Genomic DNA, 25,685 nt, shown 5'->3' with positions numbered 1-25,685 from the left:
TCAGATCCGCATGCACTTCGTGGTCAAGGCAACAGCAGCGTGCTGCCGGTGGTGAGCCGGGATTCGATGTCCGCATGAGCGCGCACCGCATCACGTAACGGGTAGCGGTTGGCAATGTCCACCTTGATATGGCCCTGCAGGATCTGTTCGAACAGGGCGTTGGCGCTGGCCAGCAGTTCCGGGCGTGTTGGCACGTAGTCCATGAGTGTCGGGCGGGTGAGGTAGAGCGAGCCATGCTGGGCGAGTGTTCCTACATCCAGTGGCGGTACCTTGCCGGACGATTGACCATAACTCACCAACATGCCGCGCCGCTGCAGGCAGGCCAGCGAGGACTCGAAACTGTCGGCGCCCACGGAATCATAGACCACCGGCACTCCGGCGCCGGCGGTGATCTCCCGGACCCGGGCGACCATGTCTTCGCGCGAGGTCACGATGGTGTGGGCGCAGCCGTGGGCGCGTGCGATCTCGACCTTGGCGTCGCTGCCGACGACGCCGATCACCTTGGCGCCGATGGCGGCCGCCCACTGACACAGGATCTGGCCGACGCCGCCGGCGGCAGCCAGCACCAGGATGGTCTCGCCGGCCTGCACCGGGTAGGTGCGCCGCACCAGATACTCTGCCGTCATGCCCTTGAGCAGGCAGGCTGCTGCCAGAGACGCGTCGATACCGGACGGCAATGGCACCAGTGTCTCTGCCGGGCAGTTGCGCACCTCCGCGTAGGACCCCAGAGGGGCCGTGGCATAGGCGACGCGATCGCCGACGGCCACGTCGGTGACACCGTCGCCCACGGCCTCGACGATACCTGCGGCCTCCATTCCGGGGATGAACGGCAGCGCCGGGGGCGGATACAGGCCACGCCGAAAGTAGATGTCGATGAAGTTCAGCCCGATGGCCGAGTGGCGCACGCGCGCCTCTCCGGGGCCGGGGTCGGTCGTATCCACCGGCTCCCAAATCAGAACGTCGGGTTCGCCATGTTGGTAAACACGCACGGCATGGTTCATGGTCGGTGCCCTCCTGACCTGTCGTCGCCAAGGTCCGCGAACTGGAAGCAGGTATTATTGCATCCACGTTTGGCCCATGTGCGAATCAGCGCGGGGTGATGCGCTGCAGGAATCCCGCGGCAGCGGCCGGGTCGTGCTCCGGTGCCTTGGCATGCGCCCCTTGGCATGCGCCCCTTGGCATGCGCCCCTTGGCATGCGCCAGGTGACCGTACTGGAAGGAGATTGAAGCGAATGTCCATACCTGCGACTCCGCGCTCTGCGAAGGGAGGGGCGTTGCCCTGTCCATGCGGGGGGCCGGGCGCCTACGCCGACTGCTGCGGGCGTTATCTGGACGCAGGCGCGAGCCCGGAGTGGGCCGAGGCGCTGATGCGCTCGCGCTATGTCGCTTACGTGCTGGGCCGGACGGATTATCTGCTGGCGACCTGGCATCCGGCGACCCGACCGGCCGCGCCGGATCTGGCGCTGGATCTGGATCAGGAATCGGTGCGCTGGCTGGGCCTGAAGATCGCTCGGGTGGAGGCCGGCGGCCCGCAAGACGGGGAGGGGATCGTGGCCTTCGTCGCGCGCTACAAGGTTGGCGGTCGCGCGCATCGGCTGCAGGAGACCAGTCGGTTTGTTCGTCAGGACGGTCGCTGGCTGTATCTCACCGCAGTCGCCGATGACTGAGGCGGGTGATATGTGCGGCGATCGACGCCGTTGTCCGGCGCTGGTCGGCACCACGAAACGGATCGACGCCCATGGCCGCTGATACCCTGTTGCTGCTGACGGCGGGCTTTTTCGGCGGTGCCCTGAATGCCATTGCCGGGGGCGGCAGCTTTTTCACCTTTCCGGCCTTGCTGGCCGTGGGTGTGCCGTCGATCGCGGCCAATGCCACCAACACCTTCGCTGCCTGTGCCGGCTATCTGAGCGGCGCTTATGCCTTTCGTCGGGAGCTGGCGGCGTATCGCCACCGCCTGCCGGAGCTGATCCTGATCAGCCTGCTCGGCGGGCTGCTCGGCGCCGGTCTGCTGCTGCAGGTCGGGGAGGCCGTGTTTCGCCAGAGCATCCCCTGGCTGCTGCTGCTCGCCACGGGCCTGTTTGCCGTCGGCGGGCCGCTCAATGCGCGCCTGCGCCGCCGACAGTCGCGCAGGCCAGGCGCCCAAGGCCGGCCGTGGCGTTGGCTGCGGCCCGCGCTGCTGCCGCTGCTGTTGTTGGCCGTCTGCATCTATGGCGGCTTCTTCAACGCCGGTCTCGGCATCCTTGCCCTGAGCTACCTGATCCTGGCCGGAGAGAGCGACATCCATGCGATGAACGGGCTCAAGCTGCTGCTCTCCACCGCGGTGTCGGTGGCCGCCCTGGCCCTGTTCGGACTGCGGGGGAGCATTGCCTGGGTAGAAGGCGGCCTGGTGCTGATCGGTACCCTTGCCGGCGGCTATGTGGCCGCGCATTTTTCCCGACAGATCCCGTCGGGCTGGGTGAAGGGTTTCGTGATCGTGGTCGGCATCGGCATCACCGCCTACTTCTTTGTCGAGACCTATGTGTAATCCGCCTTCTCGACTGATGTCTCGCGCGCCAGTGCGGCCTGCAGTACCGTTGTAGCGGCGGCAACCGTCGTGAGACAGGCCGTGCGCAGTGCCTCGATACGCTCAGGCGTTGCAGGTTCGGCCAGTGCTGCCTCCAGCGCGATGGCTGCACGATTCACATCGGTTGCACCCACGTTGGCCGCCGCCCCCTTGAGGGTATGCACCAGGCGTAGCGCGACCTTGGGTTCGTCCCCCTCGCAGGCGGCGTTGAACGCGGCCGGCCAGTCGGCGATATCCTGCTGGAAGCTGCGCAGAATCATGTGCAGCAGATCTGGATCATCGCCAAGGCGGGCGCGGGTCGCGTCGAGGTCGAACCCGGCGAGTTGCAGCTGTGAGGAAGGCTCGGCTGCAGGTGCAGTGCTGCGGACGGGTAGCCAGCGCAGCAGCGTGCTGATGAGTTGCTGCCGATCGACCGGCTTGCGCAGGTAGTCGTTCATGCCGGCATCGAGCACGCGCTGGCGATCCTCGGGGTAGGCGGCGGCGGTCATGGCGATAATGGGGATGTCCTTGCCCCAGTCCGCAGCGCGGATGGCGGCAGTCGCCTCAAGGCCATCCATGACCGGCATCTGCAGATCCATCAGCACCAGGTCGAAGCGTCGAGCCGCGAGCATCTCCAGTGCCTCGCGCCCGTTGTTGGCGATCGACACATGCAGCTCAAGCTTCTCGAGCATCGCCTTGGCCAGCGCCTGATTGGTCAGATTGTCTTCCACCACCAGCAGTTCGGCGCCACGGATGGCGTCCGTGGTCCCGTGCTGCTGGAGCGCGCGTTGCTCCGCTTCAGGCAGGCTCACGAAGCCATGCTGCTGCAGGTCGGCGATGGCCTTGAATATCTGCCGCTGGCTCAGCGGTTTGCCGAGTACCGCGTCCGGTCGCACCTGAGCCTTCGAGGCGGCTTGCAGCAGTGAATGGCGTTCGTAGGCGGTGACCATGATGACGGCTGGTGTGCGCTTGATCCGGCCCGAGGTTTCGGCCTGGTGCAGTTGTTGCAGCAGCCAAAGCCCGTCGTGCTCAGGCATGCGCCAGTCCAGCACCAGCAGCGAGTAGGGTGCCGCAGTGGAGGCGGCCGTGAGCAACTGAAGCAGGGCCTTGTCGGCGCTGCCCACGCAATCGACGCTGAAGTCCCAATGGGTCAGGTAACGGCTGAGAATCTCGCGGGCGCTCTCGTGGTCGTCCACCACGAGCACGCGCTCGGCCTGCAAGACGGCTGTTTTCGCTGGCTCGATCTGGTTCTCGGCCACCACCATCGGCACCCAGAACCAGAAGGTACTGCCCTTGCCCTGCTGCGTGTCGACGCCGATCTCACCGCCCATCAGTTCGACCAGCCGTTTGCAGATGGTGAGCCCCAGCCCGGTGCCGCCGAATTGGCGCGTGGTGCTGACATCCGCCTGCGTGAACGGCTGGAACAGGCGCTGGCTTTGCGCCGCGGTCATGCCGATCCCGCTGTCGCGCACCTCGAAGCGTAACCGGCGTTGCAGACCGTCTTCGGTCTCTTCCAGTGCGCGCACGGCAACCACGACGCTTCCCTGCTCTGTGAACTTGATTGCATTGCCGATCAGGTTGTTGAGGATCTGCCCGAGACGCAGGGCGTCGCCGCGGTAGTGACCGCTGATGTCCAAAGGTGCGTCGACGGCCAGCTCGATGCCCTTTTCATGCGCGGCAACAGCAAACAGTTCGGCGCTCTGCTCGAGCACCTGATCCAGCCGAAACGGTGCGGACTCCAATGCGACCTTGCCGGCTTCAAGCTTGGAGAAGTCGAGGATCTCATTGAGGATCCGCAGCAACGACTGACCGGCGCTTCTGATTCTCTGCACCATGTCGCGTTGCTCGGTGTCCAGGGGCGTGTCAAGCAGCAGATCCAGATAACCGAGCACGGCGTTCATGGGCGTGCGCACCTCGTGGCTGGTGTTGGCGACGAAGGCGCTTTTCGCCTCGCTGGCGGCCTCGGCCGTTCGCAATTCCCGACGCTGGCTGCGGGCCAGGCTCACGCCGCTGCTGAGCGTGATGAACAACAGGGCGAGCAGGATGCCGGAGTAGCCGAGCCAGACCCGGAAGACCTGCTGCAAGTAGGCCTGTCGCGGCACGAAGCTCAGAATATGCCAGCGCTCGTTTTCGCTATCCCCGAAGCCGATTTCTTCAGCCACAGGGCTGCTAGCGCCGTCCGGACGGTATAACGCTGCGCCCGGCGCCGCGGCAAGGACCTGCGCGGGGGCGATCGTCTGGAAACTCCAGAGCCCGTCACCGGTTCGGAACTGGCCGTGCGTTTCACCGTCGATGGCTTTCCACGCATCCGGGTATCGTCGTGCAAGCGTCAGTTCTGGTCGCGAGAACATGAACCCCCATTCGTCCTCGGCAGCGGGTCCGCGCAGCCAGTAGCCGTCGCGGTTGAGCAGCCAGAGTTCGGTCACGACTGATTTCGGCAGCATCTCCAGCAGATTCAGGGCCAGGTAATTGACGATGACAATGCCGCGGCTGTTTCCGCCACGGTCAAACGCGCGCAGAGCCAGACGCAGCATGGGCTTGCGCGGATCTTCGATACGCCCGTGCTCGATGTTGAGATCCAGCGGCGAGACGTAGATTTCGCCGGGCGGCAGCGCCATGGCCTCGGTAAAGTAGTAGCGATCGGCCTTTATCTGCAGTTCCGCTTCCGGCACAACCTGCGGAATCGGGCTGGCCTGGTTGATGCGCACGCGCTCCATGCCGGTCTCGTCGATCCAGCGGATCTGGTCGAACTGAGGCTTGGCTGAGGCAAAGGCGACCCAGTCGCTTTCCAGACAGTCCAGCTGACGCGAGGTCATGTCCTCCATGCAATCGAGCAGCGGCCGACTGTGCGCCAGGTAGCGCAGGTCGCGGCCGACGTCGACCAGCATCTGGCGCAACATATCCTCTGCGTGCCGAGCCAACTCTTTGCTTTCGACTTCGAGTTGGGTCAGGATGATCCTGGTGGAGGAATAGGCCGCGAAGCCGATGCCGGCGGAGATCGTCAGGACGGCCAGAATCAGCCAGATGCGGAGTGCGTTGTGCGTTCGGACTTGTTTCATGTGCTTGTCGTCGGTTGTTCTCGAGCGCACGGTACAGGCCCCTGTCGCGGCGGCTTGGGCAGGCGCACTTTGCGGCCGGTGCCGGGCCGGTGCCAGGCCGGTACCGGACTGTGCTATCTTAGCCTGAAGACACCGTAAAAGTCCGCCCGAAAGCTCGACGGCCGGGTTCCAACTGCGAGACATGGCCATGCCGGTACCGCTGCAGCTGCTTCGCAAGTTCCTGGATCGCCTGCGCCTTGGCTGGCATCGGGCGCGGCTGGGGGCCATGGGCGTTGGCTGCCATCTCGAGGCCGGCATCAGCCTGCAGTATCCCGGACGCATCCGCCTCGGCGACGGCGTCGGCATCGGTCGCAACGCCACCCTGCGCGCCAACACCCAGGCCGACCCGGGCATCGCGCTTGGTGATCGGGTGGCGATCAACGATGCCGTCGTCATCAACGCCAATCGTGGTTTCGTCCGCCTCGGAGAGCGCTCCTGGCTCGGCCCCTTCTGCCTGGTCTACGGCAACGGCGGCGTCACCATCGGCCGCAACGTCCTCATCGCCGGGCACAGCAGCATCAACACCGTGTCCCACGCGGCAGAGCGCTGTGACGTCCCGATCAACGACCAGCCGGTGCTGACCGATCCGGTGGTGATCGAGGACGATTGCTGGCTGGGGCTGAACGTGGTCGTGCTGCAGGGCGTGACCATCGGCCGCGGCTGCATCATCGGCGCCGGTGCCGTGGTCACGCGCTCCATCCCGCCCTGGTCCATCGCCGTCGGCGTGCCGGCGCGGGTGGTGGGACGGCGCGAGGGGGCGCCGCCCCCGGATCAGCCCCCGAATCAGCCCCCGAATCAGCCCCCGGATCAGCCCCCGGATCAGCCGGTTGGAGAGGCCGAATGAAGATCATCCAGGTGCCCAGACGCTTCGTGCTCTCGGAGTGGGGCGGCACCGAGACCACCATCCTGCAGACCAGCCGGGCGCTGCAACAGGCCGGCCACGAGGCGGCCATCTTCACCAGCCTGGCCCTGTCCGACCAGCGCCGCGAGAGCATCGCCGGCGTACCGGTGCGGCGTTTTCCGTACAGCTATCCCTTCTTCGGACTCAGTGCGGCGGATCGCCGCGACATGGATCGCAAGGGCGGCAATCTGTTGTCCTTATCACTGCTGCTCGGCCTGCTGCGCGAGCCCGGCGTGGACATCCTGCATGCCCATACCGGCAAGCGCGTCGGCGGCCTGGTGCGCACCGCGGCCCGGTTGCGCGGCATCCCCTATGTGGTGACCCTGCACGGCGGTTTCTTCGCCGTGCCCAAGGGCGAGATGGAGCAGATGCTGGCGCCGATCCGCAACACCTTCGAGTGGGGCCGGGCCTTCGGCGCCCTGCTCGGCGCGCGACGGGTGCTGGAGGATGCCGACGCGGTGATCTGCGTCGGTGGCGACGAGTATGCCGCGGCCAAGGCCAGGCTGCCCGACAAGCGGGTCGAGCTGATCCCGAACGGCGTCGATTGCGACGCCTTCGCCCAGGGCGATGCCGCGGCCTTCCGCGCCGCCCACGGCATTGCGCCGGAGCGGCGCATCCTGCTTTGCGTCAGCCGCATCGACTACCAGAAGAACCAGATCGGCCTGGTGGAGGCCCTGGCCCGGGTGACCGGGCCGATCCCGCAGGCGCATCTGGTGCTGATCGGGCCGGTGACCGTGGCCGGCTACCGCGATCGGCTCATGGCCCGGATCGAGGAACTGGGGCTGGGCGACCGGGTCACGCTGGTCCCGGGCCTGCGCCCGGACGATCCACTGCTCGCGGGGGCCTATCATGCCGCCGAGGTGTTCTGCCTGCCGTCGCTGCACGAACCCTTCGGCATCGTGATCCTGGAGGCCTGGGCCGCCGGCCGGCCGGTGGTGGCCTCCAGGGTCGGCGGCATCCCGTCGTTCACGCAAGATGGCGACGACATCCTGCTGGCCGAGCCCGGCGATTCGGCCGACCTGGCCGCACGTCTGCTGCAGGTGCTGCAGGACCAGCCGCTGGCGGCACGCATCGCCGAGGCTGGCCGGATCAAGGCCCGACGCGACTATGCCTGGTCTGCCATTGCCGCGCGCCTGCTGGAGATCTACCGTGAGTTGCCGCGTGGCCGAGCACGCGGCACGGGAGCCTGACGCAAGGTGTCTGACCGCAAGACTGGCAGCGTGCCGGAACAGGCCATGACCGCGGCCGATTATGCGTCCCTGCGTCAGCGCCTGGGCACGGCGCGGCTTCGGCGTCGGCTACGCGCCCAGGTGTGGCATGTCGCCGGCGAGGCGCATCAGGAGGATCTGCTGTTCGGCCTCGGGCGCCTGGTGGACATCGATGTGCTGGTGGACCGCGGTGCCCGGCTGCTCGGGATCCACGGCTGGGGGCACCGCAACTTCCGCGACATACGTCTGGTGGAGAATCCGGTGCGGCATCCGCGGATGCCGGCCGCGCTCGATGGCTTCAGGCTGCTCCAGCTCAGCGATCTGCACCTGGATCTGGATCCGACGCTGCTCGACGCCATCCGCGAGCGCATCCGGGGCCTGGACTACGACCTGGTGGTCCTGACCGGTGACTTTCGCAACACCACCGACGCCGATCACGGGCCGTCCGTGTCCCATACCCTCGCGCTGCTGGAGCTGTTCGACCGTCCCGTCTACGGTATCCTGGGCAATCACGACTTCATCGAGATCGTGCCGCCGCTGGAGCGCGCGGGTCTGCGCTTTCTGCTCAACGAGTCGGTGGCCATCGAGCACCAGGGCGCGCGGTTCTACCTGGCCGGCATCGATGATCCGCACTTCTACCGCACCCATGACCTGGCCGGCGTGCGCGATGCCATCCCGGAAGAGGCCTTCGCCGTCCTGCTGAGCCATTCGCCGGAGATCTACCGCGATGCCAGTGATTATGGCTTCGAGCTGATGCTGAGCGGCCACACCCACGGCGGTCAGATCTGTCTGCCCGGCGGCCATGCGCTGATCAAGGTCTGTGATGTCCCGCGCGAGATCCTGGCCGGTGCCTGGCAGTATCGCGATCTCGTTGGCTACACCTCGGTCGGCACCGGTTCCTGCGGCGTGCCGCTGCGCTATTTCTGTCCGCCGGAGATCACGCTGCACCGGTTCGAGGCGTCGGACAACTTGCACACCGCGTCTTCGAATCGCGCGCCAATCCTTGGCCAGGAGCAGATCAGGCAGGCCAAGCAATCAGCGTCTTCTTAAGCAGTCGATGAATATCAAGCGATGAGCGGATTGCGCATCCTGCATGTCCATGAGCGTGCCGGGTTCTACGGCGGCGTCGAGCAGATCCTGTATGACACGGCGTGCGGGCTGGCGGCCCGCGGTTGGCCGCAGGGACTGCTGCACGCCGATCCGGCCCCGCAGCACGATTATCTGACTCCCTTTGCATGGTCCGGCCGTGATGACCGCCTGATCGCCGACCTTGCGCCGGATGTCCTGTTCCTGCACAAGCTTGAAGAGCCGGCGGGGGTGGCCGCGCTGGCCGCGGCCTATCCGACCGTGCGCATGGTCCATGACCACGACCTGGTCTGCCTGCGCCGGCACAAGTATCTGCCGCTCACCGGCCGCATCTGCCACCACCCGGCCGGGATGGCCTGTTATCTCAATGGCTGCTTCGTGCAGCGGGCCGCCCCCGGATCACGCGTGCCGGTCAGGTTCAAGGGCCTCGGCGGAGTCAAGGCGGCGATCCGCGCCCATCGTGCGGTGCGCCGGCTCATGGTGGGCAGCCGCTGGATGCGCGACGAGCTGCTCATGAACGGACTGGACCCGGAGCGGGTGGTCATCGTCCCGCCCATCCCCGCGGCCCTGGCCGATGCCCGGCCCATCCCGCCGTCGCCGTCGTCGACGCAGCCCGAGATCCTTTTTGTCGGCCAGGTCATCCGCGGCAAGGGGGTCGATCTGCTGCTGCAGGCGCTGGCTCACGTGCCCGGCGACTGGCACGCCACCATTGTCGGTACCGGCAATCATCTCGATACCTGCCGCGCACTGGCCGGCAAGCTGGGACTGGCGGCGCGGGTGACCTTTGCCGGCTGGGTACCGCATCAGGCGCTGGAGCCGCATTATGCCCAGGCCTCCCTCTGTGTCGTGCCCTCGCGCTGGCCGGAGCCCTTTGGCATGGTCGGGGTGGAGGCCATGGCGCGCGGCCGACCCGTGGTGGCCTTTGGCGTCGGCGGCATTCCGGACTGGCTCGACGACGGCAAGACCGGTCTGCTGGCGCCGGAGGCCGATACCGAGGCCCTTGGGGCGGCCATCACCCGGCTGCTGCAGGATCACGACTACGCCCGGCACCTGGGCCAGGCCGGACTGGAGCGGGTGCAAACCCGATTTCGCCATGAACAGTATCTCGATCAGATCATGGCCATGCTGGAGGCAGCCAAATGAAGATCGGCATCTCGGCCTTCGCCACCGACAGCGGCAAGTCCGGCATCAGTCAGTATGCGGCCAACGTGGTCGGCCGCCTGCCGGACTTGGCGCCACGGCATGACTTCGTCGTCTTCATCAATCGTGCAGACGCCGACTGGGTGCAGTCCTGGCATCCGCGGTTGCAGGTGGTCGCGCTGCCGGACTGGACCGGCCATCCCGTGGCCAGCATCGGCTGGCATCTGGTCGCTTTGCCGCGGCTGCTCAGGCGCCACGGCTGCGACCTGGTGTTCATGCCCGCGGCCAACCGGCGGCTCGCCTGGTCCTATGGTGTGCCGAGCGTCGGCACCGTGCACGACTTCTCGCAATTGCACGTACCGCAGAAGTACGACGCCGCGCGCATGATCTACATCATGCGGGTATTGCCGCGCATGATGCGGCGCCTGACCCGCGTCATCTCGGTCAGCGAGTCCACCCGTCGCGACCTGGAGTCCTTTGCCCGGGTGCCAGCGGCGCGCATCCGCGTCATTCATAACGGCGCCGATCTGCAGCGTTTTGCCCCGCGGCCCAGGGACGAGGCCCGCGCAGCGATCCCGTCCGAACTGGGCATCCCCGACCCCTATGTGCTCTACCTCGCCCGTCTGGAGCATCCGGGCAAGAACCATGTGCGTCTGCTGGAGGCCTTTGCCGCGCTCAAGCGCGAGACCGATCTGCCGCACAAGCTGGTGCTGGTGGGTGGGCGCTGGAACGGGGCCGAGGTCATCGAGGCGCGGGTGCGCGATCTCGGCCTGCAAGACCAGGTGGTCTTTCCAGGCTTCGTGCCGAACGCGGCTATCCCGGCCCTCTATGCGGCGGCAGACGCCCTGGCGTTCCCGTCGTTGTTCGAGGGCTTCGGCATCCCGGTGCTCGAGGCCATGGCCAGCGGCACGCCGGTGTGCGCGGCCAACACATCGAGCATTCCCGAGGTGGTCGGCGATGCCGGGCTGCTGTTCGATCCGCTGGACGTTCCGGCGATGACCCGGAGCCTGGCGCAACTGCTGCAGGACCAAGCGTTACGGCAACGGCTGATCGCCGCCGGGCTGGAACGCGCCGCCGGCTTCACCTGGGACAAGGCGGCTGCAGCAACGCTGGAGGAACTGGAACGGGCCGCGGCTGTGTAACGCGGTACCGGGAGTCTGCAGGTCGGATGCGCCGTCCTTGCCGTGTGCTAGACTTCAGGAAGTATCGAATCGGGATCGTCAGAGGGTTGAATGCCAAATCGTTTTTTTTCTGCCAGGCCCTTGCTGGGTCTGCTGTTCCTGTCGCTGCTGCTTTTTGGCGGAACCGCTGCGGCGGCAGTGAGCACGACCGACTGGGGAACCATCGCGACACCGATCGAAGATGACGTCACCTTCCAGTTCGCGCAAAACGACATCGACAGCAATTTTACCGATCAGTATCAGTTTTCTCTGGAGGGTGATGCGGGTGCATCCTACGCCATCACCTTCAATACAGATACCTGCGACAGCGGTTGCGGCAACCCGGATTACGAGTACGGCATCTATGATTCCAGCGGACAGCTGGTCGAGCCCGTGGATGGCGTCTACTACGTTTCCGGAGGCGACTACACCTTTCAGGTCAAGGGCACGGGCATGGGCAGCGGCAACACGGTGGACTACTCGGGCTCGATCACCTTCTCGGCGGTGGCCGGCACGAAGGTGGTCTCCGCCGTGCCGGAGCCGCCGATTCCCGTCCTGCTGCTGTCTGGCCTGGCGGCCATCACGCTGCTCACGCGGCGTCGGCGACATTCGGAACGCCCGCATGCGAGGACGGACGAGTGATGGCGATGGGTGCTGCGAACAGACAACCGTGGGCCACCTCGGCGCTTTGTGCGATGGTTGCACTGATGGCTTTGGGTTGCGATATTGGCCCGATGCGGAGCACTGGCGGTTCGGGGCAGACGGCGGTGATCGTCGATGACCGGGAGATCTCTGTCCATCAGGTTGATCGCGCGCTACAGACCCAACAGGTACAAGGAAGGAAGACCGAGCCCAGCGATGTCATCCGGCGACTGGTCGACCGCCAGCTCGCGGTCAACGAGGCGCTGAAAGTCAAGCTGGACCGGGATCCACGGGTGATGTTGCAGCTCGAGGAGATCCGTCTCGACGTGCTCGCGAATGCCTATGCCTCAAAGGTGGCGGCCGACATCCCGAATCCGACACCGGATGAGATCCGCGCCTTCTACGAACGGCATCCGGAACTCTTTGCGCAGCGAAAATTCTTCGCCCTGAGTGAACTCTACATTTCAGTCGAGAGTCCGGGCATCGAGGAAGTGAGAACACGCCTGTTCGAGGGCCAGGGTCCCGTGGAGGTGGCCGCCTGGCTCGATCAGCAGGGCTTGGCGTATCATCAGGACACTGTCGTGCGTACCTCCGAACAGATTCCCCTGGAGGCACTACCGGGGATCCACAAGGCAAAGGTCGGGGATCGCGTCATTTTTGAGTCGCCCAGGACGCTGTACGTCTATACCATTCTGATGTCGGTGGATTCGCCCTACAACCTGGAACGGGCCGAAAGTCTGATCATTGACTACTTGAACAAGCAGAAGGTCAAGAAAGAGATGGCCTGGCGGATGCAATCGCTCCGCCAGGCGGCCAGCATCCAGTACCTGCAGGAACCCGGCACCCAAACGCCGGCCCCGACTGATCAGCAATGACCCTGTCCGCACGACAGGGCGCCCGCGGGCGCAACCTGCTGTTCTGGGGCCTGCCATTGCTGGCCTTCGTGGCGATGTATACACCAGTCTACTGGCAGCAGGCCAGGCAGGTCTGGGTCTTCGACGTCTACCAGTACGCACCGCTGATCGCCGGCGTATCGGCCTGGCTGATCTGGCGCCAGCGCGATGTATTCACCCGGCGGCGAAGCCCTGGCGGCGCGCTTGTCGGTAGCGTCCTGTTGCTCATCGGCGTGGTGGCCTATGTCAGCGCACGTACCCGGGATAACAGCTTTCTGGAGGTCGCGTCCCAGATTCCGGTACTGGCCGGCATGGTCTTTTTGCTCGCCGGCACGCTCGCCATGCGGCGTCTGTGGTTTCCGATCTGTTTTCTCATCTTCATGGCACCTGTTCCGGACGTGGTCATCCAGTCAGGCACCGGCCACTTGAAGGCGTGGGTTGCCATGGCCGCTGATGGATTGCTCTACGGGCTGGGATATCCGGTGGCGCGTCTGGGCAACCTGCTGATTGTCGGCCCTTACCAACTGCTGGTGGATGACGTCTGCTCGGGCTTGCATTCCATCTATTCCTTGTCGGCGCTGGGCCTGCTGTACCTCTATCTTGCCGGTCGGCGCAGCTGGTGGCACTGGCTGGCGCTTGCCGCCACCATCCTGCCCATTGCGGTCATGACCAATGTTGCGCGGGTGGTCATTCTTGGCGGGATCAGTTATCGCTACGGCAGCGCCGTGGCGGATGGCTTTGCCCATTCGTTTTCCGGGGTCCTGCTGTTTTTCATTGCCCTGGCCCTGTTGCTGCTGGCCGACGCCCTACTGCTGCTGGTGGGCAAGGCATTCAGCACCGGCCGCGGCGGAGGCCGAGATTCGCACCAGGCATGCTGAGGCCGATTCTGATCGCCATGACCTTGCTCCTCGCCACGATTGCGCCCTACCTGCTGCAGGACCAGGAGGCAGCCATCGCGGTCGGGGTCAATCGACATGCGCCGCTTGACATGAATGCAGCCATCCCGCGGGTCTTCGGCGATTGGCAGGAGAGGCAGAGTCCCTTGATGCGGCCCGCTGATCCGGCCACCGAGGGGCAGGTCAATGAAATCTATACTCAGGTGGTGGCACGCACCTATATCAACGGGCAGAACGAACACATCATGCTGATGCTGGCCTACGGCAGTGATCAACTGACCCACAAGACACATGCCCATCCGCAGGAGGATTGCTATCGCGCCCAGGGCTTCAGGGTCTCGGAGATCACCGATGACTCCATCGACTACCGCGGCAAGGAACTGCCCGTCCGACGTCTGTTGGCCGGGCAGGATACGCGGCGCGAGGTCATCAGCTACTGGACAACGGTCGGAACCACGGCGCGACTGCCGGGGTGGGATCGCAAGATCGGTCAGCTCAAGCACCTGTTCACCGGAAAGACGCCCGATGGGCTTCTGTTTCGGGTATCGTCACTGCAGACCGAGGGATTCGACACGGAGACGCATGACCGGTTTATCCGCGACATGCTTGATGCCTTGCCCGATGAAGCCCGCACCCGACTGGGGGTTCGCTAGCCGGCTCCGATCTTGGCAATCGTGCAGCAGCATACACCCATGGGCAGCGTCACTGAATCTCGGCTGAGCGCCACCAACCCCCCCGCACCGCCGTTCGACAGCACGCGTGACACGCGCTATTTCTTTCCGTCGGAGGGGCATGCGGAGGCGCTTTCTCGGCTGCTGTTTCTGGCTGAGGATCGCAACATGGGCATCGGGCTGATGACCGGCGAGATCGGTTCCGGCAAGACCATGCTGCGGACCGTGCTGCATGCCCGATTGCCGGCCAAGACCCATACCCGCGTCAGTATCGAGAACAGTCTGCTGGATTTCGATGACCTGCTGCTGGAGATCCTGAGCCAGATCCATGGCCAGCGCCTGCGCGCCACGGATTATCCGGATCGCTATACGCGGCTGGCGGCGTTCAAGCGTGCCCTGACAGAGCAGATCGCCGGGCTTGGAGGCCACCTGGTGATCCTGCTCGACGAGGCCCAGCAGCTCGATCTCGGCACCCTGGAGGCCTTGAAGGGCCTCACCAACATCGCCTCCGAGCGGCAGAACTTTCTCACCCTGATCCTGATCGGCCAGCCGGAATTGCGCACGCTGCTGAGACAATTGCCGCAGGTCGATCAGCGGGTCAGCCTGCGTTTTCATCTCACGGCCCTGACTGAGCAGGAAACCAGGGAATACGTCCGCCATCGCCTGGATGTTGCGGGTTACACGGGCGACCTGCCACTGGATGACGAGGCCCTGGAACGCCTCTTCAAGGCCAGTCGCGGCATCCCGCGCGAGATCAACCGCATCTGCAAGATCGCCCTGGAACATGTCCTCGACGAGGGGTTGGGGCGCTTCACCGAGTCGGCCATCGTCACGGTGGTGGAGGACCTGCGCCGACATGGCGGACTGTTCGACCTGGGGGCTGACCCCTTGTGACACCCCTCTCCGAGACGCCGGAACTGCGCATCCGCAACGCCCATTCTGGGCGACACGAACGGACATTGTACGCAGACGATGCGTCCGGCACGGACCCGGCATCAGCGCGATCAGGCCGCGGCGGCGATCCGGGCGAGGTCGCCTGGGATCTCGTGGAACCGCCGCTCGACCGGTCGTCGGACCGGCCAGCGGAATCCGACGATTCGCGTGACGAAGCGCCACTTCCGTTTCCCGCCTTCCCTGGCATGGGGGGCGAAGAAGAGGCGCCCGCCAAGGGCCCCGGGCTTGACCTGGAGCGCCTGGCCCGCGGTATCCTCAAGCGCTTCTGGCTCGCGGCCGGCATTGCCTTTGTGGTCGCAACCCTGTTCCTGGTGGCCGCCGTGACGCTGGTGGAGTCCAGGTGGCAGGCATTGGCAGCCGTCATGCTGCATCGGCAGGAGGAATTCTCGCTCGGCGCCGCCAAGCCGTTCGAGCCGGAAAGCTACAACCTCAAGACCCTGCTCGACACGGTCAAGTTGCCGAGTTCGCTGCAGGCGGTTTCAGAAGAACTCAATCTTGGTGTCCCGATCCGCACCCTGAGCCCCGCGATCGGTGTCAACATCGGCAAGGACTCCGACATCTTCCAGATCACCGCCATCTGGAATGATCCGGTGATTGCCGCACGCATCGCCAACACCGTGGTCGAGCACCTGGTCCAACGCAGCCGCGACCTGCGCCGCGCCGACGCCGAGGAGGCCCATGCCAACTACAGCGAGCAACTGGTTCAGGCACGGGAGGATCTGCGCAGCGTCGTTGCCGAGATGCGCGCCTTCAAGACCGAGCATCAATTCTCCAGTCTGGCGGCCGAGACCCAGGTTCTGGTGAGCAGCCTCAGTACACTGGAGACCGAGCGCAACACCAAGCTTGCGGAATTGCAGGCTTACAACGAGGCCCGTGCGGATCTGGAACGACTGATCGAGCAGGAGCCCGAGATGGTGGTCAGTTCCACCATCTACCGCAATCCGCTGAAGAGCCGGCTGACCGACTACGAATGGCAACTGCAGGAGGCACGCAGCCGCTATACCGAAAAAAACCCCAAGGTCATCAAGCTGCAGACGCGGGTCGATGTGCTGAAACAGATGATCGCCGACAGTGAGGACGAAGGCGCACCGGAAAATCAGTACACGGCCAATACTCGGCTGGCGGATCTCGAGGCGCGCAAGCGCGAGCTGATCGAGGAGATCGGGGTACGCGAGGCCCAGCTCGTCGCTCTGGAAGAGACCATCGAGAAAAGCCGCGCCAAGTTGCTGTCGCTTAACGCTGCGGAGAAGGAATTCCGGCTGCTGCAGGCACGCATCGTCGCTGCAGAGAACCTGGTCCAGGGCTTGGTGGGGCGGGTGGATGAGGCCGAGGTGGTGATTCAGCGCAACGAGGCGGCCCTGGCCCTGTTCGAGGCCGCAACTCCCCCCGAACTGCCGATGCCGTCACCGAAGAAACTCATCGCCATGGCCGGCGTCGTGCTTGGCGGGGGACTCGGGCTCGGCGTCGCCTTGCTGCTCGAGTTGCTGGACCCCCGGCTACGCACCCGCCGGGATGCGCTGGGCATGCCCGATATGGATCTGGCCTGGGAGTTCCAGCAGCTGCCATCGGCGAACTCCGGCTGCATCGACATCCGGCGCCCGGTGGATCCGGTGGCGGATCTGTATCGCCGGATCATCAATGAACTGGATACGCAGTTGGAGCCGGATGACTGGCGCTGTCTCGGCATCGTGAGTGCTGAGCCCGAGGTGGGACGCAGCCTGACGGCGACCAATCTGGCCCTGACCCTGGCGTTAAAGGAGCGCCCGGTGATCCTGGTGGATGCCGATCTGCGTTCCGGGGCGGGAGCCCGTCCCTCCGCATTGCTCGGCCTGGACGACGCGCGGGTCGGTCTGCGGCAGGCGCTGGAGGGCGAGGGGTCATTGACCGGCCTGCCGACCGGGACGGAAATTGCGGATTTCCGTTTGATCGCGGCAGGGATGGCGCCGTCCGGCAAGGACGATGCAGCGGCGGATATCCCGGCGTCTGATGTTGACGCAGCAGGCGCGGATGCATCGAGCCTGGGGCTCGCGATCCTCGGCAGCCGCCGGTTTGGCCATCTGCTCGATGCCTTGCGCCAGTCCGGGTGCCACCTGATCTACGATCTGCCGCCCCTCGATGGCCAGGAGCCGATCCTCGAGGCGGCGGTTGCCCTGGGCAGTGTACTGGTGGTGGCGCGCAGCGGTCAGACCACGCGCGGTGAACTGCGCGAGACCGTCGAACTGCTCCAGGAACGCGGCGCCCGTGTCTGCGGCATCCTGGTGACCGATGTCCCGATCAATCTGCTCAGCGGCAAACCCCTGTTCCGCCCGGAGCCCAGGCGGTGGTTCGGCCTGCGCCGAGCGAGGGCGACCGCGACCGCTTAGCCCGGAACCCTTCCCCTTGAATCGCCCGGCCAACCTGCGGTGGCCGTCAAGTCGGCAACAGCGTCTCCACCTCGAAGCCCACCAGCGCCCGCTGCCCGCGGCTGAACTCGATGCTCACCAGGTGAACACCTACTGCGTCTTGCGGCGAGCGATCAGGAAGCCTTGGGGCCGCCTTTGACCGGCGGTTTGTAGACGCCACCCTGACACGAGGACGCCGTATCGCCACCGCCGGTGTTCAGGTCGCCGGCATCGCTGGGTGTCCATTCGAATTCGGGTTCCCGGATCGGCAAGGCGATGCCGGCATCGCGCAACAGCCCGAAGGCCATGGCAATGGCCGCCATCTCGCGGATCGTCGACTCGTTCATCGGGATCAGGTGGTGGCTGTCCAGGTAGCGCCGGAACACCGGATAGGCGCTGTGCCAGTCTTCCGCTGTTGGTGGTTGCTCAGGCGGGTAGAAGGCCTTGTTGAAGGCGATGTAGGGCTCGCGAAAGCCTGGCAGATGCCAGATTGGTCCCGGTACAGGAAGACCGCGCAGGGGGGCGTCCTGATCGTCACTGAGTGACACGCGGTCCAGGGGGTCCTTGACCGGCTTGCCGCCAAAGCCCGTCAACCAGGTCTGTGACAAGGGATTGGCGCCAAGCAGGATATCCACCACCTGCCACGCCAGGTCCAGATACACGGGTTGTCCAGTCAGGTGATGTCCCTGCAACAAGGCCAGCGACTGGATAGGTGATCCGGCAAAATTATGCCAGCCGGTGTACGGGATGAACGGATGTTTAGGTGACCGATACGCCGACGCGGCAGCGCGCTCCACCATCACGTCCGCCGCCGCTGCCAGGCCCTGCTGCGCTCGCTGCAGCAGTAGCGGGTCGCGGGATCCATGGTTGGCGTTGACCAGCGCCCAGAACGGCAGGGTGCTGTAAGGGGCTGCGGTGATATCGATATTGACCTCGCCGAGCAGGCGGTGGACAGCATCCTGATAGGCCGGCTGGGCCGTGGTCCGATACAGTTCCGCGGCGGCCCAGAGCAGATCGGGTTTCGCGCTGGACGCCGGATAGGTGCCGCCACCGGGTAACTCGTCGGGATTCTCGTAGAGGGTGCCTTCCGGCGGCCAGACGGGATGGGTGTCGACAAAGCTCCAGGCGCGCAGGGCGGCCTGCAGCACCGCATCGGCTTGGACCGGGTCGTAAGGCCGGATCAGCCGGCTGTAGATGGCCCCCATCGCCGCGAACTGTGCCGTTGCTCGGGTCGTCTTCTCGTAGAGGTAACGCGGCTCCAGGACGTCCCCGGGCATCAGCCAATCCCACTCGGCGGGGGTCACGCGCCAGTAGACGCCGCCGTCGGTATCCTGCATCGACAGGGCCCACTCCATGCCCCAGCCCAGTTCGTCGATGACGTCCGGAATGCCGTTGCCGCTCTCGGGGATGCCCAGTTCGCCATCGCCGAACTGTCCTGGCGCGGCCAGATCCAGTGCCAGACCGATCAGGCCCCAGATCGGTGCGGCATTGTGGATGTACTGGCCATAGTCGCCGGCATCAAACCAGCCGCCGGTGATCGGCTTGAAGTCGAACGGGATCTCGCCGCGGCTCAGCGGATAGTCGGCAAGGACGGGGTGGTAGAGCGCATTCAATGCCGGCAGGATGCCGTCCCGTTCGAATCCTGTATCGGCAAAGGGGTAGGTCAGGGTGGTGTTGCGTTTGTGGTAGAAGACGCGCATGGTCGCGGTGTAGACATCCGTATAGATGTCATCCCTGATCTCGAAGGGGTAGGAGCCGCCCAGACCCGGCACCACCACACGATAGCGGCCGGGCGTCGAGAGGGCGCTGAAGTCGGCTGTGTAGACCGCCTCGCCGCTGTTCGGGTCATGGGCCGCGCGCAGTTGCAATTGGCCGCAATAGGCGTGCTTGCCCTTGTCCGCATCGACGACGTAGAAATCGCGCCCGTCCACCGGCATCGGCCCCAGGTTGCCAAGCCAGTTGCCGACGAAGGCGATCTTGGTGGCGTAGGGTGCGTAGCCCACCTGATTGACCTTGATGCTGCTGCTGATCGCCGGCTCGACATAGGTCAGTTCCAGGCTCGGATTCTCCATGGGCAGCCCCGAGGCACTGCGCACGGGACCCAGCGTGATGTGGTAATCGTGGCCGGGTCTCAGCGCCTCTGGAAGCAGCAGGTAGAGCCGTGATTCGCTGCGCACGCCAAGTCCGGTTTCGGCCACCTCGACGGCACTTCGGCTGCTGCCGACCGCTACCGGCGTGCGTGCTTCGCGATAGCCGGAATCGGTGCGGCTCGACACGGTGAAGGTATCGGCCTGGGCATCGTTACCATCACAGGCACCCACATCCCCTCCGGTCCCATTGAGGGAGTACGGATCGAGTTGCTCCATGATCACCGCGAGGGTGCGATCCGACAGCGCCTCCCAGCCCAGCACCGCAGGCCTGCGCTCATCGCGGAGTACAAAGTTGTCGATGTCGAAGGGCTGCGGATTCGCCATGGGTCCGAAGCCGATCAGATAGACGCTCTCCAGCCCGAAGGCGTCGCTGACCAGATCGGCAACGGGAATGCGCACCCGTCGCCAGGTCTCGTCGACCAGCCCGCCTTCGGCATAGTCGCTGATTGGAAGTTCGCGGCTCTGGGCATAGTCGATGGCCAGGATGGTCGGGTCAAGGGTGCCCGCCGTGCTGCGCACCGAGAACTCCAGGCTGGTGTAGGGGCGAAAGTCGGTGCGGCCGGCGGCGAGGCGAAAGAAGGGCGTATGCCAGTAGGTGGGTGTGACGCGCAGGCCGACCGCGCTATCGTGGGCGGCTTCTGCCGTCTCGGTAATGCGCTCTAGTTGGCTGAGTTGGGTGGCGGCATCCTCGTCGTAGAGGAGGAGATCATCGGCGATCGCGCCCAGAGGCTGCATTGAAAAGACGAGAAAGAGGGTTGCCAGCGCGATGGCGGTGGCCGCGCCAACCGTCGAACGCGGGTGTTCCTGGGCCGAGGAGGGATGGGCGCGTCGCAAGGAAATTTGCATAAGTCACCTGGTTTTCGATGGACGCAGCCATCGAAGCGAGTAACCGTGGAAAATGAAGCGATGCGGAAACCGCGTTTTCGAATCGCGTGCTGATTTTTGGCCAGGATGGCCAATCAATCAGCGTTTCCTGAGGAGTCGGGTCAGCCGCACGCGCGGCCCGTTGAAGCAGCGCAGGCCCAGCTTGTGCGTGAAATAGTCCGGCCATTCGGCGGCGACATCGCGTTGCACGCCGGCAAGGTCCGAGATGTCCTGCAGGATGGCGATCAGCCGCTGGCGATGCGGCTGGAATTTCTCGATGGTGCGCCGGCGAATTTCGTCCGCTGGTACCGGGCATTGCTTCATGGCCTCGACGCCGTCGCGCACCGACTCGGCGCTGTCCTCGGCGATATAGGCGTAGTCGGGCTCGAAGAAGGCATCGCGTCCGCCCAGATTGCGGGTGGAGACCACCGGCCGCCCGCACAGCAGATATTCGGCGCTGACGAACATCGCCCCTTCCTCCGCTGACAGGCAGAGCCCGCAACGGGCCTCGCAGAGGGCGCGGGAGACGAAGGGTGAGAACACCTTGCGCTTCCAGCTCGCGTGCGGAAACTGGCGCATCACCTGGTTGAAATAGTCCGTCTCCTGCGGCGAATGATCACCGATCAGGCGCAGCGACGGGATCTGCAGGGCCAGGTGGTGGCGCTTGAAGGGCGTGATGCGAGCCAGATAGATGGCGTCGTACCTGAGCGGACGGGCAAGGATCCGGTAGCGGCGCTCGTCGAGAAAGGCGTTCTGATGACAGAACTCTGCCCGCAAGCCGACGCCGGAGATCAGTTCGACCTCGCGCTCGGAATTGCACAGAAAGATCATCTCCGCGTCGGGCCGCAGGCGAGTGACCTCGGCCGCCTCGCGGGCGACCTCATCCGCGCGCTCGGGTGTCTCGCGATGCCAGCCGAACTGAAACAGCAGATGCGGCTTGAAACCCGCCAGCGCCCCGAGCATGGCATCCCGGTGCGTCACGAAGTCTTCGAAGTAGCTGACCACCACCGCCGGGTCCTTGTAGAGAATGTAGGCGGGCAGGGCGTCGCCCTGGATGAGCCGTTTGATGACGCGTGAGGCCCGAGAAAGCATGGTGCAGCTGCCTTGAGGAGGGCAAACGAATAGCATATCCCCTTGCTCAAGTATTGACAAGCAGCCGAGGGTTTTGTTCTGGCCACGCGCAAGTGAAATTTGAGAGGCAGGGGCCAGCAGCGTAACATCCCACGCATCCATTTCGCCAAGCCGCCGCGGGGTATCCCAGTTGCCGCTACCGCCGGAGCTCTGGCCCGAGGCGATCAGCCTCAAGCAGCTGATCTTCGTGGGCATGACCATCGGCTTTCTCGCCGTCGCCATCCCCGCTGCGCTTCGCTTCGCCTGGATGGACCGCGTTTGCATGGCCGGCATCCTGTTCATGGCCATCAATCCGGTGGACGTGACCTTCTTCAGCTACACCTTCTATCGCGGTGACATCCGCGGCATCGAGTTCGGCGTCACCGACTGGCTGACCATCACGCTGATCGTCGCCATGCTCAAGGCGCCACGCTGGCAGAAGCGCCGGCTCTACACGCGCAACCCCAACGAGATCTGGATGGCGCTGTATCTGCTCTACAGCGCCTTCAGTATCGCCACCGCGCTGATCCCGCAGTTCGCCTTCTTCGGCGTCACCAAGCTCATTCGCGCCTATGCGACCTTCTGGGTCGCCTACAATTTCATTCGCAGCGAGGACGACCTGCGCTTCATCATCTGGTGCGTGGTGGGCCTGACCTTCTACAGCTTCGTGCAAGTGCTGATGGACAAGTACACCCGCGGCGTCTTTCCGCCGCGCGGCTCCTTCCCGCATCAGAACGGCCTGGCCACCTTCCAGAACATGATGAACTACATCCTGTTCGCGGTGCTGATGCAGGACACCGACAAGCTGTTCGACAAGCGTTCACTGATCTATTGGGCGGCCCTCGGTGCTGGTGTCCTCACCACGCTGGCCACCCTGTCGCGCGGCGGCATGGCCACCATGGTGATGGGCTTCATGATGATCATCTTCATGACCTTTCTGCTCAAGCAGAAAGCGACCAAGTACAAAAAGAAGATGGCCGCCCTCGGACTGATGTTCCTGCTCTCGCTGCCAGGATTGGCCTTCGTGCTGCCGCCGATCATCGAGCGCTTCGAGACTGCTCCGGAAGAGTCCGGCGAATCGCGTCACGCCGCCAACATCTCCTCGGAGCAGATGGGCAGCGACTACTTCTTCGGCGTTGGCATCAACAACTATTCCTATGCCATCAACTACATGGTCTACGGCGAGCACCTCGCGCCGCTGGATCGGGGAATCGCTCACCATATCTTCTGGCTGCACTATGCGGAGCTGGGCCTGATCGGCGTGGTGCTCTATGTGATGCTCACCGGTAGCTTCATGTGGATCGCGCTGCGCTTCATCCTGAAACGCAAGGACAGCCTGGAGCGCGTGCTGGCCATCGGCATCCTCACCGCCTTTGCCATCAACTGGCTCATCGGCACCCTGGAGTGGAACTTCCGCATCATCCAGATTACCGTGGCCTATTTCATGCTGGCCGGCTTCGTTGTCTCGCTGGATCGGGTGGAGCGCGAACGCGTCCGCCAGGACCAACTGCAGCAGGGACGCCTGGCGGCCCTCTGGTACCTGATGATGACCCGTAACCGGCGCCTGCCGCGGCGCCGAAGCGGGCCGACCGGCCTCACTCACAGGTGACGATGATGCGCGATCAATCACTCGATCTGCTCAAAGGCGCGGCCTGCGTGCTGATGCTGTTCGCCCATACCCAACTGCAGATCGACCTGCCATCCAAGGCGCTGACCTTTCTCGGCAGCTTCGCGCCCATCCTGTTCTTTGCCGTCTCCGGCATCACGGCCAATTTCCAGGCGCGGCGGCATCCCGTGACCGGCGTGGTTCTCACCTATGTCATGATCTTTCTGCTCGGTCTGAGCTTCGCGTCCATGGTCGTCGGCAATTTCTGGGTCAGCTTCGACATGGATATCCTGCAGATCATCGCCGTCGGCGCGCTGACGCTCTACCTGGTGCAGCGCTATCTCAATCCCGGCCACTGGTTCCACCTCGGGGCCGCCGTGGCGATCTTCGCCCTGAAACCCCTCACCGATCTCCTGCCGCGGGAGAGCGAATGGGTGGCACCCTTGGTCAACGTCGTTATCGAGCCGGGCAACTTCGTCATCATCCCCTGGTTGTTTCCGTTCTTTCTGGGCATGTTCTGCCATCTGGCGCCGAACCGGCACAATCTCTGGCTCGCCGCGGCCTCGCTGCTGGCGCTGGGGCTGGCCTGGGGGCTATTGGGGTACTGGGGGCTGCCGCTGGGCATCGACAACCGCTGGGACATGACCATCGGCTATTTCCTGTGCTCGCTGTTCATCACCTCGGCGGCCTTCTTCGTTGCGCGCCGGCTGCCCCAGTCGCTGATCAGCAGCGCCTTCGTGCCGCTGCTCTGGCTCGGCCGACAGTCGCTGCTGTTTCTTTACGTGCATATCGGCCTGATCTGGCTGATCCGTCGCTTCACCGAGGGCATCTGGGGCAGCTACTGGATCTGGCCGCTGGTGGCGCTGCTGTCAGTGGTGCTGATGTGGCTGCTGCCGCCGTTGCTGGCGGCACTACGCATCCCCCGTCTGATGCAGCGCTTCCCGGCCTGGCTGGTGTTGCTGGCGCTGGTGCTTGTGGCGCCGCTGGTCTTGCCTGACGGGGCGCCCCTGGTCCTTGCGCAACTCCTGCTGGGGGTGGTCTTCTCGCTCTACTATGGCGAGATGACCCGTGCGCTCAAGGGAATCGCCTGGCCGGCGGCGCGACAATCAAGGGGGGTGGCGGAATGACAACGCGGACAGGCGAGGGCGGCCGCGATGCCTGGGTCGACTATGCCAAGGCCATCGGCATCGTGCTCGTGGTCTATGGGCATGTGGCGCGGGGTGTCTTCAATGCCGGCATCCCGCTGGACGAGCCGCTCTATCGGCTGGTGGACAGCATCGTCTACAGCTTCCACATGCCGCTGTTCTTCTTTCTGTCGGGGATCTTCTTCTTCCATTCCCTGCGTCGACGCGGTCGGGTGGCGCTGGCGCTGAACAAGGTGGACACCATCGTCTATCCCTACATCCTCTGGTCCCTGATCCAGGGGCTGGCGGAGGTCTGGCTCAGCCGCTATACCACCGGCAGCGTCACCCTGACCGAGGTGCTGAGCCTGTGGGATCCGCGCGCCCAGTTCTGGTTTCTGTACGCACTGTTCCTGGTCTTCGTGACCGCAATCCTGGTCTACCGCCGCGAGTCCGGTGCCCTGCTGTTCGGGGTGCTCGTCGTCTCGGCGCTGGCCTACGTCTTCCAGGCGCGGATCCCGTCCTTGATGCACTCGGACTACGTGGTCAAGAACCTGGTCTTCTTCGCCCTGGGGGTCTGGTTCAGCAGCGTCCGGCACCGGCTGGCGCCCTGGGCCGGACCTTGGGCCGCCCTGGGGCTGGTGCTGTTCATCGCCGTGCAGACCGGCTTCCACCTCGGTCTCGGGCTGACCCACGAGGACAAGGGGGTTGCGTCGCTGCTGGTGGCGGTGGTCTCGATCCTGGCCGTGGCCAGCCTCTGCATCTGGCTCGCCCGGGCGCCGGTGCGCTGGGTCGTCGCCCTGGGTGGCGCGTCCATGGCGATCTATGTCATGCACATCCTTGCCGGTAGCGGCGCACGGGTGCTGCTGAGCCGGTTCCTGGGGGTGCAGGACGCCCTGACGCAGATTGTCCTCGGCTGTCTGGCGGGCATCCTGCTGCCGATGCTGGCGCTGTGGCTAATGCGGCGGCTGGGCATTTCCGGTCTGCTCTCCGCCCCGCGCTGGCTGTCGGCGGAGGCCCTGTACCGGTCCGTTACGCGGGAACGCTGAAACCTGAAAAAAGCAGTCAGTCTCCAGTGTGCCATAGGCGCCTGATCAGGATCGGCCTTGATCATCGCGCCGGCCGGAAGCCGGTAGGGTGGACAAGCGCAGCGCCGTCCACCAGCGGCAGCGCCAGCGCGGGGTTTGGTGGACGGCGCTGCGCTTGTCCATATATGGTCCGCCCCGCGATGCAAGAGCGAAATCGCTGTTGAACAGAAGAAG

The 25,685-nt window shown here is 64.9% G+C and carries 20 protein-coding genes; 16 read left to right on the top strand and 4 right to left on the bottom strand.

Annotation, left to right across the window (positions count from 1 at the left end; translation table 11 throughout):
• Window positions 1-23 precede the first annotated feature (23 nt).
• Window positions 24-1,001 (bottom strand): quinone oxidoreductase family protein, encoded by a 978-nt coding sequence (locus F2Q65_RS16425; protein ID WP_150094495.1) that lies wholly within the window; start codon window positions 999-1,001, stop codon window positions 24-26.
• A gap of 231 nt (window positions 1,002-1,232) precedes the next feature.
• Here F2Q65_RS16425 and F2Q65_RS16420 point away from each other — a divergent pair, with 231 nt between their 5' ends.
• Entirely contained in the window at window positions 1,233-1,667 is a 435-nt protein-coding gene (locus F2Q65_RS16420) for a YchJ family protein (RefSeq protein ID WP_150094494.1), read from the top strand.
• 71 nt (window positions 1,668-1,738) lie between these two features.
• Window positions 1,739-2,524, top strand: coding sequence for a sulfite exporter TauE/SafE family protein (locus F2Q65_RS16415; RefSeq protein WP_150094493.1), 786 nt, complete (start codon window positions 1,739-1,741; stop codon window positions 2,522-2,524).
• Here F2Q65_RS16415 and F2Q65_RS16410 read toward each other — a convergent pair.
• The gene (locus F2Q65_RS16410) at window positions 2,515-5,868 is read right to left on the bottom strand and encodes a hybrid sensor histidine kinase/response regulator (RefSeq protein ID WP_211354068.1); all 3,354 of its coding nucleotides are present in this window, start codon (window positions 5,866-5,868) and stop codon (window positions 2,515-2,517) included. The genes F2Q65_RS16415 and F2Q65_RS16410 overlap by 10 nt on opposite strands.
• Here F2Q65_RS16410 and F2Q65_RS20240 point away from each other — a divergent pair.
• The 11 genes from F2Q65_RS20240 to F2Q65_RS16355 all read left to right on the top strand — a co-directional run bounded on the left by F2Q65_RS20240 (window position 5,789) and on the right by F2Q65_RS16355 (window position 17,554).
• On the top strand, window positions 5,789-6,484 hold the full coding sequence (locus tag F2Q65_RS20240; RefSeq protein ID WP_281291052.1) for an acyltransferase: 696 nt from the start codon (window positions 5,789-5,791) through the stop codon (window positions 6,482-6,484). The two genes, F2Q65_RS16410 and F2Q65_RS20240, sit on opposite strands and share 80 nt — an antisense overlap.
• Window positions 6,481-7,731, top strand: coding sequence for a glycosyltransferase family 4 protein (locus F2Q65_RS16400; protein WP_150094491.1), 1,251 nt, complete (start codon window positions 6,481-6,483; stop codon window positions 7,729-7,731). Before F2Q65_RS20240 ends, F2Q65_RS16400 begins: the two co-directional genes overlap by 4 nt.
• A gap of 6 nt (window positions 7,732-7,737) precedes the next feature.
• Window positions 7,738-8,799: a metallophosphoesterase gene (locus tag F2Q65_RS16395; protein ID WP_150094490.1), complete on the top strand. Its 1,062-nt coding sequence runs from the start codon at window positions 7,738-7,740 to the stop codon at window positions 8,797-8,799.
• A gap of 21 nt (window positions 8,800-8,820) precedes the next feature.
• A complete protein-coding gene (locus tag F2Q65_RS16390) occupies window positions 8,821-9,978 on the top strand; it encodes a glycosyltransferase family 4 protein (protein WP_150094489.1) in 1,158 nt (385 codons plus the stop codon).
• Window positions 9,975-11,117 carry a glycosyltransferase family 4 protein gene (locus F2Q65_RS16385; RefSeq protein WP_150094488.1) on the top strand — a complete coding sequence of 381 codons (1,143 nt, stop codon included), beginning with the start codon at window positions 9,975-9,977 and terminating at the stop codon, window positions 11,115-11,117. Before F2Q65_RS16390 ends, F2Q65_RS16385 begins: the two co-directional genes overlap by 4 nt.
• Window positions 11,118-11,237: 120 nt before the next feature.
• Window positions 11,238-11,777 (top strand): PEP-CTERM sorting domain-containing protein, encoded by a 540-nt coding sequence (locus F2Q65_RS16380; RefSeq protein WP_170265784.1) that lies wholly within the window; start codon window positions 11,238-11,240, stop codon window positions 11,775-11,777.
• A gap of 5 nt (window positions 11,778-11,782) precedes the next feature.
• A complete protein-coding gene (locus tag F2Q65_RS16375; RefSeq protein WP_170265783.1) occupies window positions 11,783-12,652 on the top strand; it encodes an EpsD family peptidyl-prolyl cis-trans isomerase in 870 nt (289 codons plus the stop codon).
• The gene (gene xrt, locus F2Q65_RS16370) at window positions 12,649-13,548 is read left to right on the top strand and encodes an exosortase (RefSeq protein WP_150094485.1); all 900 of its coding nucleotides are present in this window, start codon (window positions 12,649-12,651) and stop codon (window positions 13,546-13,548) included. The genes F2Q65_RS16375 and xrt overlap by 4 nt, the downstream gene beginning before the upstream one ends.
• Window positions 13,542-14,219 carry an exosortase C-terminal domain/associated protein EpsI gene (locus tag F2Q65_RS16365; protein ID WP_150094484.1) on the top strand — a complete coding sequence of 226 codons (678 nt, stop codon included), beginning with the start codon at window positions 13,542-13,544 and terminating at the stop codon, window positions 14,217-14,219. The genes xrt and F2Q65_RS16365 overlap by 7 nt, the downstream gene beginning before the upstream one ends.
• A 39-nt stretch (window positions 14,220-14,258) precedes the next feature.
• A complete protein-coding gene (locus F2Q65_RS16360; RefSeq protein ID WP_150094483.1) occupies window positions 14,259-15,131 on the top strand; it encodes an ExeA family protein in 873 nt (290 codons plus the stop codon).
• A gap of 245 nt (window positions 15,132-15,376) precedes the next feature.
• On the top strand, window positions 15,377-17,554 hold the full coding sequence (locus F2Q65_RS16355) for a GumC family protein (RefSeq protein WP_150094482.1): 2,178 nt from the start codon (window positions 15,377-15,379) through the stop codon (window positions 17,552-17,554).
• A gap of 152 nt (window positions 17,555-17,706) precedes the next feature.
• Here the strand turns inward: F2Q65_RS16355 and F2Q65_RS16350 are convergent, their stop codons facing one another.
• The gene (locus F2Q65_RS16350; RefSeq protein ID WP_150094481.1) at window positions 17,707-20,568 is read right to left on the bottom strand and encodes a glycoside hydrolase family 9 protein; all 2,862 of its coding nucleotides are present in this window, start codon (window positions 20,566-20,568) and stop codon (window positions 17,707-17,709) included.
• 117 nt (window positions 20,569-20,685) lie between these two features.
• Complete coding sequence (locus tag F2Q65_RS16345) at window positions 20,686-21,678, bottom strand: glycosyltransferase (protein WP_150094480.1); 993 nt, start codon at window positions 21,676-21,678, stop codon at window positions 20,686-20,688.
• A gap of 169 nt (window positions 21,679-21,847) precedes the next feature.
• On the opposite strand from F2Q65_RS16345, the gene F2Q65_RS16340 reads away from it, so the two are divergent.
• Genes F2Q65_RS16340 through F2Q65_RS16330 form a run of 3 tightly spaced genes read left to right on the top strand, consistent with a single transcriptional unit; the run spans window position 21,848 to window position 25,472 of the window.
• Window positions 21,848-23,305, top strand: coding sequence for an O-antigen ligase family protein (locus F2Q65_RS16340; protein ID WP_150094479.1), 1,458 nt, complete (start codon window positions 21,848-21,850; stop codon window positions 23,303-23,305).
• A 5-nt stretch (window positions 23,306-23,310) separates the two neighbouring features.
• The gene (locus F2Q65_RS16335) at window positions 23,311-24,429 is read left to right on the top strand and encodes an acyltransferase family protein (RefSeq protein ID WP_170265782.1); all 1,119 of its coding nucleotides are present in this window, start codon (window positions 23,311-23,313) and stop codon (window positions 24,427-24,429) included.
• Window positions 24,426-25,472 (top strand): acyltransferase family protein, encoded by a 1,047-nt coding sequence (locus tag F2Q65_RS16330; protein ID WP_150094477.1) that lies wholly within the window; start codon window positions 24,426-24,428, stop codon window positions 25,470-25,472. The genes F2Q65_RS16335 and F2Q65_RS16330 overlap by 4 nt, the downstream gene beginning before the upstream one ends.
• The last annotated feature ends 213 nt before the right edge of the window (window positions 25,473-25,685 follow it).

The sequence above is a fragment of the Thiohalocapsa marina genome, assembly GCF_008632335.1.
GTDB lineage: Bacteria > Pseudomonadota > Gammaproteobacteria > Chromatiales > Chromatiaceae > Thiohalocapsa > Thiohalocapsa marina.
The sequence above is the reverse complement of the archived record's forward strand: the minus strand, read 5'-3'. Positions and strand labels throughout refer to the sequence as shown.